The sequence below is a fragment of the Duodenibacillus massiliensis genome (genome assembly GCF_928721995.1).
GTDB classification, from domain to species: domain Bacteria; phylum Pseudomonadota; class Gammaproteobacteria; order Burkholderiales; family Burkholderiaceae_F; genus Duodenibacillus; species Duodenibacillus massiliensis.
This window is the reverse complement of record NZ_OV788642.1, coordinates 619252-638486: the sequence shown is the minus strand read 5'-3', so window position 1 is coordinate 638486 and position 19235 is coordinate 619252. Positions and strand designations below refer to the sequence as shown.

The window sequence follows — 19235 nt, the reverse complement described above, 5'->3', positions numbered from 1 at the left end:
ATTGGTGCAAAATGCAGTCATCATCCGCAAGCGGCCGCCCTCGGGCCGTTTCTGAAGATTCCAGAGAGAAAAATGACAACTCCCCACCCGCAGCGTCCTGTGATGACGCCCAGGAAAAAGCGCCGGCAGCTGATTTTGGCTGTCTGCTATCTCATCGCAATCGTTTTGGGTATCGTCAACGGCCTTTACGGCTCGGCCTTCTGGCAGGCCGCAGGCGACTTTATTTCCACCGTTTTCATCCGGCTTTTCCGCTTCATCGCGGTGCCCATCATTGCCGTGTCGATTATTTCGACGCTGGCGATGATCAGTCGCTCCAGCGAATCGGGACGGATCTTCCGGCACACGATTTTCTACACGCTTCTGACGACGATTCTCGCTGCGGGCCTTGCGGCGGTTTTGTACGTACTTTTTTCACCCGCCAACGTCACGCTTGACGCCAATGTCGGTCAGGCGGCAGCCTTAGACAGCGTCAAGACGCAAAGTTACCTGCAGTACGTGCAGTCGGTGATTCCGGATAACTTCCTCGCGCCCTTTCTTTCCGCCAATGTTCTCTCGGTACTGCTGATTTCCGCTGCGGTCGGTATTGCGATTGCAAAATTGCCCAAGGACAGCCGACAGCAGGAAGTGCTGATGAGCTTTTTCTCGGGGCTTCAGTCGGTTCTCTTTACGCTTGTGGGATGGATCATCACGGTGTTGCCGATCGGGATCTTCGGGTTCTTTACGGTGCTGGCGATGCAGCTGGCCTCGGGCGTTGCCTTGGGCGGTCTCGGCACGTACTTTGTGACGGTCCTTGCCGCCAACTTCATTCAGATGCTTGTGGTGCTGCCGCTTTTGCTTTTAATCCGCGGCATCAATCCCCTTCGGGTCGCCAAAGGTATGTTCCCGGCGCTCACGGTCGCTTTCTTTTCGAAGTCCTCTGCGGGGACGCTGCCCGTCACAATGGCGTGCGCCGAAAATAATCTCGGCGTGCACACTTCAGTCTCACGCTTTGTGCTGCCGATCTGCACCACGATCAACATGAACGGCTGCGCGGCCTTTATCCTCATCACGGTGGTTTACCTCATGCAAAACGCGGGCGCCGAGGTGAGTTTCGGGATGCTTGCTGCCTGGATCGTGATTTCAACGATTGCGGCTGTGGGTAACGCGGGCGTGCCGATGGGTTGCTTTTTCCTCTCGGCAAGCCTGCTGGCAAGCATGAATGTGCCGATTCTCCTAATGGGCGTGATTTTGCCTTTTTACGCCGTGATTGACGCGATTGAAACGACTCTGAACGTCTGGAGCGACAGTAACGTCGCAACGCTCGTGAACCACGACCTCTACGGTGACGCGCCGCAAAAAGAGCAGGCGCAGGTTTAAGTCCGTGTGCCGGCAGCCTTTCTTCGAGCGCCTGCCGGGCGCAGACTGTCACGAGGCTTACGGCCCTTGCGGCATCCGTAAAGGGCCGGCCGTTCTGAAGGCGCCGGTGCATAACCAGTCGCTTCAGGAAGCCGGCTGATTGCTACAATCGCCGGATTCCTCCTTATTTTCGGACGCCCGAGCCATGTCATCTTCCAGTACCGGCGAACTTTTTGTCGTGACCAATTTCGGCGAAAGCCATGGACCTGCAATCGGCTGTGTGATTGACGGCTGTCCTCCGGCCATGGAACTTACCGCTGAAGACATTCAGAAGGAACTTGACCGGCGCAAGCCAGGACAGAGCCGCCACGTGACGCAGCGTAAGGAAAGCGACACGGTGGAAATTCTCTCCGGTGTCTACGAAGGTAAAACCACGGGTACGCCGATTGCCCTTTTAATCCGCAACGAAGATCAGAGAAGCCGCGATTACGGCGACATTGCGCATCAGTTCCGGCCGGCGCACGCCGACTGGGGGTACTGGGCCAAGTTCGGCATCCGCGACCCCAGAGGCGGCGGCAGGGCTTCGGCGCGTCTGACGGCGCCCACGGTTGCCGCAGGTGCCGTTGCCAAGAAGTGGCTCAAGGATAATCTCGGCATTACGGTGCGGGCCAGACTTACAAAGCTCGGTGCCACCGACGTTCTTTTTGAAGACTGGTCGCTGATTGATGCCAATCCCTTTTTTGCTGCCAACGCGTCTCAGATTGAGGCGCTTGAAGCGCAGATGGACGCCGTGCGTAAGTCCGGAGACAGTATCGGCGCAGAGCTTATGGTGGAAGCTACGGGGGTGCCTGCCGGTTTCGGCAATCCCGTTTACGGCCGGCTTGACGCAAAGCTTGCTGCGGCACTAATGGGTGTGAATGCCGTTAAGGGCGTGGAGATCGGTGAGGGGTTCGCGGCCGCGGGCCTTACCGGTACCACAAACGCCGACTGCATGACGCGTGAGGGCTTTACCTCCAACCATGCGGGCGGCATTTTGGGCGGCATTTCCACTTCGGCGCCCATTACGGCACGCGTGGCGATTAAACCGACGCCGAGCGTGCGGCTCCCGTTAAAAAGCCTTGATGAAGCCGGTAACGAAGTCGAAGTCGTGACAAAAGGCCGTCATGACCCTTGTGTGGGGTTGAGAGCCGCACCGGTTCTGGAAGCAGTTGTTGCGTTGGTACTCATGGACGCAGCACTTTTGCAGCGCGCACAGGTTGGAAACTTCGGGATGACCTACGGCGAAAAGGCTTAAGGCGCCTTGCGGCTGCGGGTCCGCATCACTTTTTCCGGTTAAGAAAAAGCCGGCAGATTGCTTAAACAGTCTGCCGGCTTTTGCCGTTATTGCAAGCGGGCTTTAGGCCATGTACTTCGGATCGGTGTGAACCTGCTCGAGGTGCTCCTCAACCACGGCTTCAACCACGGGGCGAGGACGGCCCGGGTACTTCACCGCAACGTAGGAGTAGGGCTCGGCAAGGCTTGCATCGGTCTGGACCTGGGTAAGGCCGGCCTTGGCGAGGTTTTCCTCGAGCCCTTCGCTGATGTCGTGCGCGGCGGGCGCGGGTTCGCCTGCCGCGGGTGCAGCAGCCTCAGCGGATTCGGTCTTCACTTCCTCAGCCTTTGTTTCGGCGGCGGGAGCCTGCGTTTCAACCTGGTTCAGCATTTCGGTCTTGACGGTTTCCCGGGCTTCGGCGGCAGCAGGCGCTTCAGTAGCGGGCGCGTCCGACATCACCTGTACGCCTTCGGAGGTCTTGGTGGGACGGCGGCGACGGCGGGGACGACGGCGGCGGCTGTCGCTTTCGATCATCTGCTCACTGTCACCTTCCGGCGCATCCGTGGCGGCCGTCTCACTGTCTTCGGCGTCAGCGGGTTTGAGACCCACTTCCGCGTCAAGCGCATTCATGACGTCAGCGGGGAGCACGGGCGAAGGACCGTGACGGTCAGCGTGACGCGCCTCGGTGAAGGCGGCATTGATGTCGTCAACATCGGCCACGGGCTCTGCGGCAGGCGTTTCAGAAAGCGCTTCCGGTGCCTGAAACGGCGTGTCTTCGGCAGCTGCCTGCACCTTGCGGCTCTGGCGGCGCGGACGCGGCGTACGGGCCGGTTTTTCTTCCGCGGCGGCAGCTTCAGCAGAAGCAGCCGGTGTTTCGGGCGTAACAGCTGCCGGTGCAGCCTCAGAAGCAGCAGCTGCGGGCGCCACGGCCGGCGTCTGTTCTGCGGTATCCGTCGGTTCCTCACGGCGCGGACGGCGCGTGCGGCGGCTGCGGCGTTCTTCCGTCACGGCGTCACGGGCGGCATCGTCCGCGGCACCCTGCGTGGTTTCCGCGGGCTTTTGCGCCTCACGGCTCTGCAGGGCCTGACGGGCCTGATCGTCACGGCGGCGGTCGTTGCGGCGGCCGCGGTTGGTGCGGGCCTCGTCACTCTTTTCAGAGCGTTCGTCCTTGTCCTGACGGCGGTCGGTACGTTCAGCACGTTCCCCGCGTCCCTGACGGCGCTCCTGCGTGCGGCCGCGGCGGTTGCGGTCGTCACGGCGCCCCTTCTTTTCAGCCGGTTTCTTTTCTTCTTCCTTCTTTTCTTCGGACTTGCCGCCGAAAATGGAGGAAATTGCGGAAACGATGGAGGCAAAGAACCCCTTTTCTTCGGTCTTTGCCGCCTCCGGCGCCTTTTCGTGCACAGGCGCCACATCCGTGGGAAGGATGTTCTTGATAACCGGCACCTGACGCGGACGTGCGGGCTTGTCCTCATCAGACTTCAGGGCATACGGGTCGTCGGCAACGGTCGTGAGGTCTTCGGCGCGGTTGTAGCTTGCCACCGAATCTTCAAGTCGTTCGTCGTCGGTTCTCAGGCGCTCAATGTGGTAGTGCGGCGTTTCAAGCATCGTGTTGGGGATGAGCACCACGGGCACACGGTAGCGGGCTTCAAGCTTGCTCACCTCTGCACGTTTTTCGTTTAAGAGGTAGGTGGCGACATCAACGGGCACCTGAGCGTGCAGCGCCCCCGTGCCTTCTTTCGTGGCCTCCTCCTGCAGAATCCGGAGAACCTGCAGTGCGCAGCTTTCGGTGTCGCGGATGACGCCCACGCCGTTGCAGCGCGGGCAGGTGATGTGGTGGCCTTCGGAAAGAGACGGTCTCAGTCTCTGGCGGGAAAGCTCCATCAGACCGAACCGGCTGATGCGGCCGATCTGCACGCGGGCACGGTCCGGACGGATCGCGTCACGCAGGCACTGCTCGATTTCGCGCTGGTTCTTGGGGTCTTCCATGTCGATGAAGTCGATCACGATAAGGCCGCCTAAGTCTCTGAGGCGCATCTGGCGGGCGACTTCTTCAGCCGCTTCCAGGTTCGTCTTCAGAGCTGTTTCTTCAATGTCGGAACCGCGTGTGGCGCGGGCGGAGTTGACGTCCACGGCAACGAGAGCTTCGGTGTGGTCGATCACGATGGCGCCGCCCGAGGGCAGGGGCACCGTACGGGAGTAAGCCGTTTCGATCTGATGCTCAATCTGGAAACGCGAGAAAAGGGGCGTTTCTTCACGGTAGCGCTTCACGCGCCCCACCATGTCGGGCATCACGTGCGCCATGAACTGGCGCGCCTGATCGTAGATTTCGTCGGTATCAACGAGGATTTCGCCGATATCGGGCTGGAAGTAGTCGCGGATTGCGCGGATGACGAGGTTGCTTTCCTCAACGATGAGGAAGGGGGCGGGGTTGGCGCGCTTTAAGGGCTTGCCGTCCTTGACGCTTTCGGTGATGTAGTGCGTCACCGTGCGGCCTTTTTCCGTGGTCACCCATTCGTACTGGGGCGTGGCGGCTTCGCTGATCGCGCTCCAGAGTTTCAGAAGGTAATTGAGGTCCCACTGCAGTTCTTCCACAGTGCGGCCGATGCCTGCCGTGCGGGCGATCGTGCTCATGCCTGCGGGCAGATCAAGCTGCTCCATGGCAGCACGAAGTTCCTGACGCTCTTCGCCCTCAATGCGGCGGCTCACACCGCCTCCGCGCGGGTTGTTGGGCATCAGGACCAGATAGCGGCCCGCAAGGCTGATAAAGGTCGTAAGAGCCGCGCCCTTGTTGCCGCGCTCTTCTTTTTCGACCTGAACGATGAGCTCCTGCCCTTCGCTGAGGGCTTCACGGATCGTGGCCGTGCGAACATCCACGCCTTCCTTAAAGTAGCTGCGGGAAACTTCCTTAAAGGGGAGGAACCCGTGGCGTTCTTCGCCGTAGTCAACGAAGCAGGCTTCAAGCGAGGGCTCGATGCGGGTAATGATGCCTTTGTAGATGTTGGATTTACGCTGTTCGCGGCCTGCGCTTTCGATGTCGATGTCGATTAACTTCTGGCCGTCCACAATCCCGACGCGGGTTTCCTCGGCGTGGGTTGCGTTAAATAGCATGCGCTTCAATTTCATTCTCCCGGGCCGCCACTGACGCGGGCGGCGTGTTGTCGCCTTGCGCACGAAAGCGCAGCAACTCAGAGCCCGTCAGACGATAAATGTCTGACCGGGTACTCACACGCTGCCGGGGAATTTTGAATCGGGTAAGAACGCACGCCGTGCGGCAGCTCTCGCTTCAGAGAGGCTGCAGACGACAGTCAGGGAAATGAGGGGATGAAGGCGCAGGCCTTCCGTCCGGACGCATTAGCCGCAGTGAGTCTGTCTGTGTCGAGCCCCTCGTTAAACCGAGGCAGCTCCTTGGGGAGAGCACGCTGTCAAAGTACATCCGCAGCTGCGGCCAAAGGCGCGCAAGGGGCCTGAAAACCCCGGCTGCGGCAGCTCGATCCCTCACAGGAACAGAGGCTAAAACGGTGATCATTTCTGTGTCGGACGGGGTGCGCGCAAAGCCCGGGCGTTCTTCCCTTGGAAGAAGTCCGAGAGCAGCAAGCGCGAAAAGAATCCACTCTTTGGCCGACACGTTCTTACTCAAAACAAAACCCGGCAGAGCGTGCGTGAGATGCGCACAAACCGCCGCAAGGAGTCCGGACGGGTTCCGCTGCCGCGCTGTGCGTTTCCGGGCAGACGCCTGAGGATCCCTTCTTCCGGACGCGTCAGCTCAAGCCTGATTCTTCATCAGGCGAGCCGAACAGAGCCGGAATCGGGCCGGTACAGGGTGCCGGCAGTAACGCGCAGCGGCCGGACAACGGGCCGCCGAACGGTCAAAAAAACTGTTACAGGCTCCGCAGAAACTGCGACTTGCCGCAACGCCGTGCGGCAGTATCGGTCCCCGTGCGGAGTTGCCGAAAACGCAAAAAATCGGCTTTTTCGGCTCCGGTGGCTCGGCTAAAATGGCCGGACACCTTCGAAAATCCGCTTCCGGACGCGTCGCAATAAATCCGTCAGACAGTGTGCTGACCGATTTTTCACGGCGTCGCCAACGGACGCAGGCGACAGTATATAGAGTTCAACCGATGATTTCCCGACAAGATGCTGAGGTTTTGACGGCAAAAAAGACCGCGCAGCGCGAGACCGTAAAGGCTGCGGCCGCGCAGTCGCTTTCCTGCGACGCCGTGCGCTTTATTGAGATTGATGCGTCCGCCGAAGGCCAAAGGCTCGACAATTTTCTGCTCAAAATCGCCAAGGGCGTTCCCAAAAGCCATATTTACCGTGTGATCCGCTCGGGTGAAGTACGGCTCAACAAAGGCCGTACCGATGAAAAAGCGCGTCTTGCCTTAGGCGACATCGTTCGGGTGCCGCCCCTTAAAACCGCGCAGAGAACCGGTGACGTCAAAACCGCGCCCGTTATCCGGGAGGCCGAGCTTCCGGTACTTTTTGAGGACGAACATCTTCTTGTCGTCAACAAACCCTCGGGGCTTGCCGCCCACGGGGGCTCGGGCGTGGCCTTCGGTCTCATTGAGCGGCTGAGGGCAAGCCGCCCGGCGGCGCCTTTTTTGGAACTCGCGCACCGGCTCGACCGCGACACCTCGGGGGCTCTGATCGTCTGCAAGACCCGCAAAGCACTGGTGCGGCTTCATGAAATGCAGCGCGAAGGGAAGGTTGAAAAACATTACCGGCTTCTCGTGCAGGGCGACTGGGTCAACGACCGGCAGCATGTAAAGGCACCGCTCGCGCGTTACGTTCTGCCGAGCGGCGAGCGGCGCGTGAAGGTTGATGAGGTCGAGGGGCTTTCTGCCCACACGATTTTCACGCTGATTGAACGCTTCGGGGACGTGTCGTTTCTCGATGCGGAACTGAAAACCGGACGCACGCACCAGATTCGCGTTCATGCGTTAAGTACCGGTCATCCGCTCGTGGGCGACGATAAGTACGGCGATTATGCATTTAATGACGCCGTGAAAAAGGGAAGTCTCGGCGTACGGTTTGCGAGGCTTTTCCTGCACGCCTTGCGCCTGCAGTTTATCCATCCCGTCACCGGAAGCCCGGTAACAATCACCGCACCGCTTCCTGCGGAATGTGAAGCACTTTTGGCTGCGTTGAGAGCCCGCGGCCGCGTAAAGGACGCAAAATGACAGCAAAAGAACGCCGCTGGGACCTCTTTGTCTGGGACTGGGACGGCACGATCATGGATACGACGGGGCTTATTGCCCTGGGGCTGCAGCAGGCTGTTGAAAAGCTCGGCCTCACACCGGTGACCTTTGAAAAGGCAAAGTCCACCATCGGTCTCGGATTTTCCGAAACGATGCAGGTGATCTGCCCGGAGTTGCCCGAAAAAGACTGGGGACGCTTTCAGCAGGCTTATAAGGACTGGTACCTTGTGCGCGAAGCCGATGTCCTACTGTTTCCTCATCTTTCTGAACTTCTGACCGGAATGCACGAAAACGGCCTCAGAATGGCCGTGGCAACCGGCAAAAGCCGCGCGGGACTCGACCGGGTCTTTAAAAAGACCGGGATCGGCAGCCTTTTTGAAGCCACACGCACGGCCGATGAGTGCGCCTCCAAACCTGCTCCTGATATGCTCGAGGAACTCTCAATCGAGACGGGCGTTCCCTGTGAACGGATGGTCATGATCGGTGATACCGGCTTTGATCTGCTGATGGCGAAAAAGGCGCACTGTGATGCGGTGGGCGTCACCTACGGCGCCGGAAGCCGGAAGGACCTGATGCAGGTGCCGTCGCTGGGATTGGCCGACAATGTCGATGAACTCGCCAAGATTCTTGGGGTTGACGACATTTTGACGGAAAAGCTCCTTAAAAAGCATCAAAAGTCGGATAACTGAGACGAAAAAACAAGTCTTCTGACGAAAAAACAGAAGACAGACGGAGATTGATATGGGAAAGAAAATTCTGATTGTGGACGCCGGCTGCACCAACTATGGTAAGGGCGGCACGCTCTCGCACGCCTTTGCGGCACTTGCCAAAGAAACGCTTGAGGGTCTGGGGCACACGGTGGATGTGACCACGGTGGACCGGGAGTTTGACCCGCAGGCGGAGGCTGAAAAGATCGCCGCCGCTGACTCGGTGATCTTTCAGGTGCCGGGCTGGTGGATGTACATTCCGTGGCAGCTTAAGAAGTATCAGGACCTCGTCTTCGTGAATCCCAAGCTTTGCGGCGGAGACGGGCGGCATCGCGACGATCCTGAGGCGAAGTACGGTACGGGCGGCTTCTTAAAAGAGAAGACCTATCTGCTGAGCACGACATGGAACGCGCCGCTTGAAGCCTTTGAGGATCCGAAGCAGTTCTTTGAAGGCCGGGGCCTTGACGGGCTCTTTATGCCTTTCCACAAAACGATGGCTTTCATCGGGATGCAGAAACACCCGTCCTTTATGGTGAACGACGTCTTCAAGCATCCCACGATCGAAGCGGATATGGAACGCTTTAAGGCGCATCTTAAGACCGTTTACGGCGCTTAACCCGGGTGCGGCTCAGCTTAACGCCTGAACAATATCTTCAAGTGTCCAAACCTCGACGGGCACGTCCTGGTTCTTGGCGTCAAGCACCAGTGCAGGCGCGAAGCCGGATTTTGAAAAGAGGTAATACGCAGAGGGTCGGATGCCGAGGTGTTCGGCTTTTTGTACCAACTTGTAGAAGTCTCCTGTCGTCATTGGTGAATTGCGGTATTTGCATTCGCCCAGCAGCATTCCATTGCCGTTGATTTCTGCAGCGGCGATATCAATTACCGTGTTGTCTTTTGTGAATAAGCGACCAACGCGGTTACATAAAAAAGGAAGCTTCCCTTTGGCGTTGAGCCGCATCAACAGTTCACGGCAAATTGCCTCAAAGGGAAACGAGCAAATTTCATTCAGGTGATCGACGATATGTTCCTGCCAAACCTGGGTACCTGCACCGTAGTTGATTAGCTCTTCATTCGGGAGAACGCAGCTGAACCAAAAGCCAGTGAAATTGTCCGTCAGACGGATCAGACCACGCTGGATATTGGCTGTTTCTTTGATGCCGGTATTAATGCTGTACTCTTTTTGGATGAATCCCATGTCCGTCAGAATTTCCAGATACCTGTTGATTGACGTCGGAGCGATACCGGCTTTAGCGGCGATCTCATTGGGTTTGGAGGCGCCTAAGGCCACGACTTTAAGGATCTGAAGGTAGTTAAAGGGTTCCCTGCATTCCTGCTGAAGTGTCTGCAGAGGCAACTCAGAAAGCGGTGCATAGGACGTCAATGTATTGGCTATGACGTTATCGCCCAAAGGGACGGCATCATTGAAGTAGCTCAGAGACAGAGGAGATCCTCCGGCTATTGCATATGTTGCAACTTTGTCTGCGGGCGAGTATCCGTGAACGAACTTCTGGGCATCCGCAAAGGGCATCGGATCTACGCGCAGTACTCTTGTCGCCCTGCCAAACAGAGGACTTTTTTCAGCGAGAATCTCCTTTTCAATAAAGGACACGGCGCTGCCGCACAGAATGATCATGACATTGCTGTTTTGCAGCACGTGATCCCATGTGTGCTGCAGGATTGAGGCAAGCGCTGGATTTTGCTGGAGTATGTATGGAAATTCGTCAATGATCAGTAGCTTTTTGCCCTTTTCCGGTATGCGGGAAAATTGCTCAAAAGCGACTTTCCAGGAAGCAAAAGTGTCGACAACGTCTCCTCCCGGGGCTCCGGCATTTATCACGGCGCGGCTGAAGTCCCTCAGTTGTACTTCGTCTCTCTCTGTAGAGCTAAAAAATAAAATTCCTTTTTTGTCAGAGGCAAATTTTCGAAGCAACCAAGTTTTTCCCAATCTTCGGCGGCCATAGATGACTACCAGCTCAGAATGTTCGGATTGGTAGGCTGTTTCTAATGCCTGAAGTTCATTTTTTCGCCCGATAAAACGAAGATGTGGTGAGATAATCATTTTCGAGATAATAATTATTTAAATAATTATTCTTTAGATAATATTATAGAGTTGCTATTATCTTTTGGATAATTTTACTGCATTTTTGCCTGTGGGCTACAGCTTGTAAAACACTTTTGTAACTACCGTCGAAATTTGTGTACGACCTGCGATACACTGCGAAAACCCGACGGCGGGGCCGGTCTCCGCCCAAAACAACAATTTACCGAGAGGTCTTCATGCGTTTTATTCAAGCTGCCGTCATTGCTGCCGCTGCCGCCGTTGCTGCGGCCGGTGCCCACGCCGAATTCAAGGACTTTACCGTCAACGGTCAGGTGATCTCCAAAGATATCCAGGAGCGCCAGGCGCAGCAGGTGATTGCCGGCAGCCACACCCCTGACGTAAAGCCCAATGAGCATCTCGAGGGCCAGGTGCGGGATTGGCTGATCCGCGTGACGGCCGTCGCGCAGTACGCAAAGAAAAACGGTCTTGACAAGGATAAGGACGTAAAGGCCGATCTGCGGACCACGGCCGACTACGTCCTTTACAACGCCGCGATGGCTGACTGGATGAAGAAAAACCCGGTCACCGAAAAGGAAATGCGTGCGGTCTACGAAAAGGACAAGGCCTTCTGGGGCAATACCGAATACAACATCCGTCACATCATGGTGAAGACGGAAAAAGAAGCGCAGGACATTCTTGCGCAGCTTAAAAAGGGCGGTGACTTTAAGGCGCTTGCCGATAAGTATTCGATTGACGAAGACACGGCGGCGATCGGGGGTGACCTCGGCTGGCAGTCTCCGTCGGTCTTTACCGAAGACTTCCGCAGCGTGATCACAAAACTGAAGAAAGGTGAAACGGCCGATAAGCCCCTGAAGTCGGCGGGCGGCTGGCACATCATCCGTGTTGAAGGCACGCGTAAGGCTGAGCTTTTCCCGAAGTTTGAGGAAAAGAAGGCTGAAATTGAGCAGGTGCTGATGCAGCAAAAGCTCAATCAGTTTGTGGAAGACGTGGTGAAAAGCGCAAAGATTAAGTAACGACTGACCGAAACAACAAAAAAGCGGCGGAGGAACGTAAAAAGTCCGGCGCCGCTTTTTCTTTGCACGCAAAAATTAACGGTGTCTGCGCCCGCCGGTTTTCATCTGCACCATCACGGCAAAGACCGTGGGCAGCTTCGGCAGTTCGGGAAGCGCTTTTTTCCACTCAAGAGCGGTCTTTGTGACAATCGATTCACCGCTTCCGGTCACGTCGGTTGCCGCCGTAATGAGCGTTTCGGGACAGAGCGATTCCGCAAGGGCTTTGAGCATCTTCGTGTTGCGGTAGGGCGTCTCGATGAAAAGTTCGGTTTCACCGAGCCTGCGGCTTTCGGCTTCGATACTGCGGATCGCCGCATCGCGCTCTTCGCGTTCAATCGGCAGATACCCGAGAAACCGGAAGCGCTGCCCGTTCATGCCGCTTGCCATGAGCGTCAAAAGCATGGAGCAGGGGCCCACGAGGGGCTTGACGGGAATGCCGAGCAGCGAAGCGCGGCGAACGATCCCGGCACCGGGGTCGGCAACCGCGGGGCACCCGGATTCACTTACAACAGCGGTATCTGAGGCGCCAACTTTTGTCATGGGGGCAAGCCACGCATCAAACTGCCCGGCATCGGGCTCATGCCCGATTTCAATGATTTCAAGCGTATCAATGGGACCGGGGTGGCCCGCAGCCTTCAGAAACCGGCGCGCGGAACGCGCGTTTTCCGCAAGAAACCGCCGGCAGTTTCTGAGTACCGAGAGCGTCTGCGCCGGGAGTACGGCTTCGGGTTCGGTTTCCGCAATCCGGTTGGGCAGAAGATAAAGAGTCGCAGCCATGATGCCCGTGTCCTTAATTGACGGTGAGTCCCTTGACCGGGGGAATGCCCGCGAGGGTGAGCATTGTGGTGACGCGCATCAGAGGGAGCCCAATAAGCGACGTGGGATCATCACTTGAGACCGATTCCATGAGCGCGATGCCGAGACGCTCAATCTTGGCGCTTCCGGCGCAGTCAAAGGGTTTTTCCCGTTCAACATAGTCGCGCACGGTCTCTTCGGTGAGAGCCCGCATCGTGATCACCGTGTCGCTGATCGTTTCCTGCGGCGGCAAGACTGGGGAGAGCACACATACGGCCGTGTGAAACACGACGCGCTTACCCTGCATACTCATTAACTGCGCCACGGCTTTTTCAAACGTGTGGGGTTTGCCGAGGGCCTGGCCGTCCAAGTCACAGACCTGGTCGGACCCTATCACAACGGCGTGAGGATTGGTTTTTGCCACGGCCTCGGCTTTAAGCCGCGCAAGCCGCGCGCAAAGCTGTACCGGGGATTCACCGGCCAAAGGGGTTTCATCAACCTCGGGGCTCACACAGGTATAGGCGAGCCCGAGACGGTCCAAAAGCTCACGGCGGTAGCGCGATGAGCTCGCTAAAATCAGAGGAATGTTTGCCATAGTGCCCGCTATTTTAAAGGCAGGCACTGCGAGATTTCCTGAGAAGAACTATGTCCCGTACCGTCGATATTTTTGAACTCTCCCGCACACGCCGCACGATCGAGGGGGAGGCAACGCTAACGGATATGCCGCAGCTTGAAAGTGCATTGGAAGGAGAAACCCGGGAGGCTTCCGTGCACTGGAAGGCTGTCGGGGAAGCCGGCGTCAGGGGGCTTGCGGCCGCGCGCCTTTTTATTAAGGCCGTGCTTGTCACGCAGTGCGTGCGCTGCGGCAAAGCCTGTGAGATTGAGATTGAAAAGGAGCTGCCCTTTCTTTTTACAAAGACAGAAGCAGAAGCCGATGCGCTTCCGATTGAAGAGGATGGTGACTACGACATTGTCGTCGGAAGCACGCACTTTGATCCGGTGGGCTGGGTTGAGGAAGAACTCATTTTGTCGCTGCCTGCATTTCCGCAGCATCCGGCCTGTGAACCCGACCGCGAAAAGCTGCAGACCAAAGAGACCGGGGAAACGCAGCAGAAAACCAATCCCTTTGCCGTGCTTGCCTCGCTGAAAAGGCGCTGAGAACGTCCTGAAGGTTTTCGTTGAGAAAAAATTACGAAGTCTCGGCTACAAATTGATGACAGAAATAATCACGAGAATGCCGCTCAGAGATCCACACAGATGCGGCATTTGCGGATGAAGCGCTTCACCGCCCAGTCGGTCTTGGCTTTGCGTAAGCCCGGAATCCCGAGATCCTCTTCGCGGTTAAGTTCCGTGATGTGCTCGGGAAGGCTCTTTGCGAACTCCTGGGCGAGCACCGGATAAGCGCCCGCAACATCTCGCGCGGCTTTTTCAATGTGAACAGCAAATAGTCCGGGCGCGCATTCGGCGCCGTAGGTAAACCCGAGCACGCGCCCCGCATCGGTTAAGACCCTGCCCGTGACGTTAAGTGCCGTGAGGTTCGCCAGAACAATCGAAATCGCTTCGCATTCTTCGGTCAGACCCGCATTACTGTCGTGTTCGGCGTACCAGCCAGTGAGAAAGTCTCTTACGGCGGGAACATGGGCGGGGGTGAGCGGCTCAAGTGTTGCCTGCGGATGCGCGGCACGGAAACGCCGGGCAAAGTTGCGTTTGCCGTTTAATTTTCTGCCGGCAAGCGTTACGAAGGCCTCCCGGTCGTAGATGTAATCCCAGTAGTCGTTGGATGATTCCAGGCGAAAGCTCACCGCGGGCAGATGAGTCGTGAGGTTGGCGACAAGGTCATCGACCACACCCGTGATGTAAAGCGCCTCACACCGAAGCCGCGCTTCTTCCGAGAGATGCTCCAGAACAGGCTTCATTTTTTCTGCGCAGGCAGGAACGGCATAGGCCGCTTCTTCTCCCGTCGGATGCCAGCGCACGACGGGAATTCCCTCAATCACGGCAAAACTTGCTTTGCGCGCGGCAGCGCGGGAAATCAGTGATACGGCGGTGAGATTGCAGTCGCCGCTGCCGAAGGCCGGGTAGGCGGACAAAAGCGTTTCGGCGCTTTCAGCCGTGACGGGCGAAAAGGAGGTTTCAAACATCGGGAGCAGACAAATCTTTCAAAAGGAAGCAGACTTTAAAACAAAATGCCCGCGAAAAAACTGAAGGCAGACAAAAGAGTCCGCAAAGACTGCGGGCCCGATTGCCGGAATGTATGGGAAAACGCTTAAAAGCGGGCGGCCTTGAGTTTGACCGCTTCCACCCATTCGGCCGTGGAGGCTGCGCTTTTTGCGCGGTAGGTGGGGCATTCCGTCGCATAAGCGGTGACGGTCCCCGCGTCAATGAGATCAAAGACCGGACGAAAGACGCGGATTTCGCCTTTTTGCGGCGCGTCCATCATCTCGGCTTCCTGCAAAGGGAGCTTGTCGACTTCCGGGGAGTCCGGATCACAGACGTTGTTGGTCCCGACGGTGTAGACGGGGATACCGGCGTGGCTTGCGGCAAGCGCGCAGAACGAGCTTCCGGTGTAGCCCACGGCGTCACCGCGCCGCGTAATCCGCAAAACCGGGAGCATGGCGGCCGTTATGCGGCGCGTTTTGATGGTGTAGTTCACTGCCGTATCGGCAATCACCGAAAAAGGAATATTGCGGATCTGCAGTTCCTGCACGGCCATGCGGATGCGGCCCGGAACGTACTGTGACTCAAGAATCACGACTTCGGCGTTTGCGCCCTGTCTGCGGGCTTTTTCCACGGCCATGAGAATCGGGCTTTTGCCGAGCGCGCTTTTTGAGCTGCAGCCCGCGGTAAGCAAAATGACGGCATCTTCGCCGATCAAGGGCAGGAGATTTCCTGCAACCTTCTCTTCAGAGGCCACAATATGGTCGCAGTACGTTTTGGCGGCCGCAAGAAGCCCCTGAGCCTGCTCATCAATCGTAAGGTGCTCTTCCTTTAAGCGTTTGCTCGCAAGACGCATATAAGAGAGTGCCGCTGCAAGCGAGGCTGAGGCCGGGCACGTGGCCTGAAGGATCAGAAAGGCTTCTTCAAGCGCGTAACTGAAAAAGTCGGCGCTCGGGGCGCGTCTCTGGTTGTTGGCTTCAAGAGCAAGCCCCGCTAGAGCGGTTCCCGCGATGGCGCCCGAACCGATCACGCCGTAAAGACGTATGGCCTGAGCGACCTTGTTGACGTTGTCAAGCTCCCAGGTTTCCTGTCCGGACGGGCGGCTTACCGAGAGCGTGAGTCCCTTGTCCGTGAGCTTTATTGAGTTGTACTCAAGAAGCGTTGTCATTATTCTGAGCCCGTCTTCAAACAGTTCTGCAGTAACTTGGGATTGTAGTCGACGGACTGATTTTTTTCGGATGTCCGGACTTTTCTTGCCTTGGGTTAAGATGCGGAAAGCTGCGGCGGGCTTTGCCTTAAAGCACAACGCATACGGGTTATGGCTCTGAGAAAACACAAAAAATTGTTTCCGGACCGTAGCAAAGCCGCGTCATTTTGCGTATAATGGCGCGCTTTCAAGTTTTCCCTCGTGGGGTATAAAAATGGCTGTTCAGCAAAATAAGAAGTCCGTCGCCAAGCGCGGCAATCATCGTGCACACGACTTTCTGACCAACCCGCCGACCGCTGTTGAAGCGACGACCGGTGAAGTCCATCGTCGTCACCACATCAGCCCGACCGGTTTCTACCGCGGCAAGAAAGTGATCGCCACCAAGGGCGACGCTGAGTAAGGTTTTACGTCCGTCCGATACAGAGTGCAGCAGCGCTCTGAGGTGAAGCACTTCAGAGCGGCTCATGTACCGAGGGATCCCACGGCCCGGTCGCGGGAGAGAGCGGGAAAGGACAGACACTCTGCTGCAGGTTTCAGCAGAAAAAACTGAATTTGCCGGTCTCGACCGCATTCGCTGTCGGACGGTCAGCAAAAAGGCAGATTTCTCGCGCAGGAGGTGTGTTCCTGCAGGAGAATCTGCCTTTTTCTTTGCCCTGAAATAATCCCGGGCGCCACAGGCCCGGGAGAGAGAAACCTTATGCGGCCAGTGCGCAGGTTTCCGCGGGCGCAGCCTCCGGTGCGGGCGGCACGGGCAGTGCAATTTCGCCGTTTGTGCTCATCAGATAGTCGTTAAAGACGTGAGCGGCCGGGGGCTCGTACCACGTGCCGTCGGGCAGTTTCACGGTGGTTTCCCTGAGCCTCCAGGCAAGCGCTCCGCACGTGTAGACGCGGTACTGCTTCATTTGGTAGCAAAGGCAGGTCTTGCCCTCAATCACGGGGTTTTTGATGCCTGACTCTACCGCTTCACGGTAGGCGGCAAGGTAGGCACAGTCGCCCTTATCGAGCAGGTAGCCGTAGGCTTCACACTGCGGTTTGACGTTGGAGGCGATGGCAGGTGAAATCTTAAGCATCCGCATCGGGTAGCCCGTAGGCGAAATGCCGTTAACCTCAATGCCGTCTTTTTCGGAATTAAAGTAGGCCTGCTTCACCTTGTGAGGAAGTCCCGCTTCCCGCGTGACTGCAAAGCGCGTTGCAACCTGAATGCCTGAGGCACCGAGCTGCATGAGTTCCACGCCGTCGGTGCCGGTGAAAACGCCGCCTCCGGCAATCACCGGGATTTCAAGGAGGTTTTCCTTGAGAAAGGCGATCACTTCAGCCGTGATTTTCTGCAGACTGTACGCCTCCCAGTCAAAGCCGAAACCGAGGTGGCCGCCCGCCAAGGGGCCTTCCACCACCACAAAGTCGGGAAGCCGTCCGGTACGGGAGGATTTTTTCAGGAAAATGTTGAGGGCACGGACGCTTGAAACCACAATCCCGAGTTTGGCGTGCCTAAAGCGCTTATTCTCAGCCATCATGGCAAAGGAAGAAATATGCAGGCCCGCCGAGAGGCTGATGCCGTCAATGCCCGCGTCAAGCGCTGCGTTTAAACGGTGCGGCAGCGTTTTAAAGCTGTCGTTCATCGTGAGCTTTTCCATGCAGTTGATGAAGACAAGACCGTCACCGGTTTTGCGGTTCATCACGTCTTCAACGCACAGGTGCGTCGCGCGCTCGATTTCTTCCGGCACAAATTCCATGTCTGTTTTCGGAGCCAGACCAGAAAAGGGCGCGCAGCGCTTTGCTTTATCCTTTACGAAGTGCGTGCCGAAAAGGCGGTCGCTCACGTCGGCGGTGAGAGCGTCTGAAATATGGCCCACGCCTCCCAGGCGTGCGGCTTCAAGCGCAAGCTCGCGGGTGGAGATATTCACGCCCATGCCTCCCACCATGATCGGTTTGAGTTCTTTGTCTCCGAGCACAAGGCGGTAGTCATTCATACGGGCCGAATTAAGCGGCATAGTCTTGGTTCCTCCGGGGGAATACGTTTTCGTTTACCGCAGTTTTGCAACGCACGGGGGACAAAATGTCCTGCCTGACTTTGGGGTTAATACGAATCAGCCGTCGGGACGATTCCCGCGGGGCCGCACCGCTCACGGCCTCAGGGGGGTTCTGAGGCTTGAACTTACTTTCAGAAAAATCCGTTTTTCAGCTTCACGGATGAGGGGATTCACCCTGATGCGCAAAGCCTGATTTTTGTGTAAACGCACACAGGCGCGAAGAGGCAGATATTTCTTTTGGCCGTCGGACATCCGCGCTTTTGTCGTCCTTTCGGACGGCTCACAACGATCCCGCTCTTTGTTAAGATCATCAGATTCACGTCCGCGGGCTGAAATTGGCCACGGCGGACAAACGGAATCTGAGAACAAACTATCCATGGCTTTGACTGTTTACTCACGCATTACGGGCACCGGGAGTGCGCTGCCCGTAAAAAGCGTCACCAATGACGAACTGGCGCGTGAACTCGCCCTCAAGGGTATTGAGACAAACGACGAATGGATCCGCACCCGCACGGGGATCTGCGCTCGGCGCATTGCGTCCGGGACGGAAACCACCACAACGCTTGCTGTGGCAGCGGCAAAAAATGCTTTGACTGCCGCGGGCGCTGCAGCGGATACGGTGGACCTCATCATCGTCGCAACAACGACGCCCGACGCGGTCTTTCCTTCCACGGCCTGCCGCGTGCAGGCTGCTTTGGGTTGCCGCGGCTCGGCTGCTTTTGACGTGCAGGCGGTCTGTTCCGGTTTTGTGTATGCGCTTGGAACCGCTGACGGTTTGATCCGCGCAGGAAGCTATAAGCGGGCCCTGGTGATCGGCGCCGAAACCCTTTCGCGCGTTGTGAATTGGGAAGACCGTTCAACCTGTGTGCTTTTCGGTGACGGGGCGGCTGCGGTGGTGCTTGAAGCCTCTGACGCGCCCGGGATCCTCGCGCACCGCATGCACGCCGACGGAACGTTCGGAGCCGACACACTCGGGCTTGATGCACACATCGCGGGGGGTGCTGTGACCGGCAACCCCTATATCCGCATGAACGGACAGCAGGTTTTTAAGCTTGCGGTGAGTTCGCTTGCGGCGTCTGCTCAAGAAGTCTGCGCGATGGCCGGTCTTAAATCAGCTGATATCACTGTCTGGGTGCCGCATCAGGCCAACAGCCGCATCATTTCGATGGTGGGGGAAAAGCTCGGAATTCCGCTCGAAAAAACAGTGCTTACCGTGGCGCATCACGGCAATACGTCGGCGGCGTCCGTGCCCTTGGCGCTTGATGAAGCCGTTAAAGCAGGCCGCGTGAAATCCGGTGACACGGTCCTGCTGCAGGGGGTCGGTGCCGGCATGACCTGGGGCAGCGTCCTCGTGCGCTGGTAAAGAACAAAAAAATTTGGGAG

16 protein-coding genes are annotated in these 19235 nt (G+C 57.3%); 9 read left to right on the top strand and 7 right to left on the bottom strand.

The window, feature by feature from the left end:
• The first annotated feature begins 72 nt into the window (after positions 1-72).
• Together NXF97_RS02810 and aroC are read left to right on the top strand one after the other, a co-directional pair.
• On the top strand, positions 73-1356 hold the full coding sequence (locus NXF97_RS02810) for a dicarboxylate/amino acid:cation symporter (protein ID WP_274956404.1): 1284 nt from the start codon (positions 73-75) through the stop codon (positions 1354-1356).
• Between the two features lie 184 nt (positions 1357-1540).
• Entirely contained in the window at positions 1541-2629 is a 1089-nt protein-coding gene (gene aroC, locus NXF97_RS02805) for a chorismate synthase (RefSeq protein ID WP_074009962.1), read from the top strand.
• Positions 2630-2731: 102 nt separating this feature from the next.
• Here aroC and NXF97_RS02800 read toward each other — a convergent pair whose 3' ends face one another.
• A complete protein-coding gene (locus NXF97_RS02800) occupies positions 2732-5764 on the bottom strand; it encodes an Rne/Rng family ribonuclease (protein ID WP_423767312.1) in 3033 nt (1010 codons plus the stop codon).
• 1001 nt (positions 5765-6765) lie between these two features.
• Between NXF97_RS02800 and NXF97_RS02795 the strand changes: the two genes are divergently transcribed.
• From NXF97_RS02795 to NXF97_RS02785, 3 genes are read left to right on the top strand one after another with little or no spacing between them, the layout of a single operon-like run.
• Entirely contained in the window at positions 6766-7824 is a 1059-nt protein-coding gene (locus tag NXF97_RS02795; protein WP_274956402.1) for an RluA family pseudouridine synthase, read from the top strand.
• Positions 7821-8531 (top strand): HAD family hydrolase, encoded by a 711-nt coding sequence (locus NXF97_RS02790; protein ID WP_274956401.1) that lies wholly within the window; start codon positions 7821-7823, stop codon positions 8529-8531. Before NXF97_RS02795 ends, NXF97_RS02790 begins: the two co-directional genes overlap by 4 nt.
• A gap of 52 nt (positions 8532-8583) precedes the next feature.
• The gene (locus NXF97_RS02785) at positions 8584-9165 is read left to right on the top strand and encodes an NAD(P)H-dependent oxidoreductase (RefSeq protein WP_274956400.1); all 582 of its coding nucleotides are present in this window, start codon (positions 8584-8586) and stop codon (positions 9163-9165) included.
• Between the two features lie 12 nt (positions 9166-9177).
• Here NXF97_RS02785 and NXF97_RS02780 read toward each other — a convergent pair whose 3' ends face one another.
• Positions 9178-10608 carry an ATP-binding protein gene (locus NXF97_RS02780; protein WP_274956399.1) on the bottom strand — a complete coding sequence of 477 codons (1431 nt, stop codon included), beginning with the start codon at positions 10606-10608 and terminating at the stop codon, positions 9178-9180.
• 218 nt (positions 10609-10826) lie between these two features.
• Here NXF97_RS02780 and NXF97_RS02775 point away from each other — a divergent pair, with 218 nt between their 5' ends.
• Positions 10827-11624: a peptidylprolyl isomerase gene (locus tag NXF97_RS02775; RefSeq protein WP_274956398.1), complete on the top strand. Its 798-nt coding sequence runs from the start codon at positions 10827-10829 to the stop codon at positions 11622-11624.
• A 75-nt stretch (positions 11625-11699) separates the two neighbouring features.
• Here NXF97_RS02775 and NXF97_RS02770 read toward each other — a convergent pair whose 3' ends face one another.
• Positions 11700-12440 (bottom strand): SAM-dependent methyltransferase, encoded by a 741-nt coding sequence (locus NXF97_RS02770; RefSeq protein WP_274956397.1) that lies wholly within the window; start codon positions 12438-12440, stop codon positions 11700-11702.
• Positions 12441-12453: 13 nt separating this feature from the next.
• Positions 12454-13053 carry a Maf family protein gene (locus NXF97_RS02765; RefSeq protein WP_274956396.1) on the bottom strand — a complete coding sequence of 200 codons (600 nt, stop codon included), beginning with the start codon at positions 13051-13053 and terminating at the stop codon, positions 12454-12456.
• Positions 13054-13103: 50 nt separating this feature from the next.
• On the opposite strand from NXF97_RS02765, the gene NXF97_RS02760 reads away from it, so the two are divergent.
• Entirely contained in the window at positions 13104-13616 is a 513-nt protein-coding gene (locus tag NXF97_RS02760) for a YceD family protein (protein WP_274956395.1), read from the top strand.
• Between the two features lie 83 nt (positions 13617-13699).
• On the opposite strand, the gene NXF97_RS02755 is transcribed toward NXF97_RS02760, so the two are convergent.
• Together NXF97_RS02755 and NXF97_RS02750 are read right to left on the bottom strand one after the other, a co-directional pair.
• A complete protein-coding gene (locus NXF97_RS02755; protein ID WP_274956394.1) occupies positions 13700-14599 on the bottom strand; it encodes a DUF2156 domain-containing protein in 900 nt (299 codons plus the stop codon).
• Between the two features lie 125 nt (positions 14600-14724).
• Positions 14725-15783: a hypothetical protein gene (locus NXF97_RS02750; RefSeq protein ID WP_274956393.1), complete on the bottom strand. Its 1059-nt coding sequence runs from the start codon at positions 15781-15783 to the stop codon at positions 14725-14727.
• Positions 15784-16036: 253 nt separating this feature from the next.
• On the opposite strand from NXF97_RS02750, the gene rpmF reads away from it, so the two are divergent.
• Positions 16037-16222 carry a 50S ribosomal protein L32 gene (rpmF, locus tag NXF97_RS02745; protein WP_022373313.1) on the top strand — a complete coding sequence of 62 codons (186 nt, stop codon included), beginning with the start codon at positions 16037-16039 and terminating at the stop codon, positions 16220-16222.
• A 295-nt stretch (positions 16223-16517) separates the two neighbouring features.
• Here the strand turns inward: rpmF and NXF97_RS02740 are convergent, their stop codons facing one another.
• The gene (locus NXF97_RS02740; RefSeq protein ID WP_274956392.1) at positions 16518-17813 is read right to left on the bottom strand and encodes a nitronate monooxygenase; all 1296 of its coding nucleotides are present in this window, start codon (positions 17811-17813) and stop codon (positions 16518-16520) included.
• A gap of 415 nt (positions 17814-18228) precedes the next feature.
• On the opposite strand from NXF97_RS02740, the gene NXF97_RS02735 reads away from it, so the two are divergent.
• Complete coding sequence (locus NXF97_RS02735) at positions 18229-19215, top strand: beta-ketoacyl-ACP synthase III (protein ID WP_274956391.1); 987 nt, start codon at positions 18229-18231, stop codon at positions 19213-19215.
• Positions 19216-19235 lie beyond the last annotated feature (20 nt).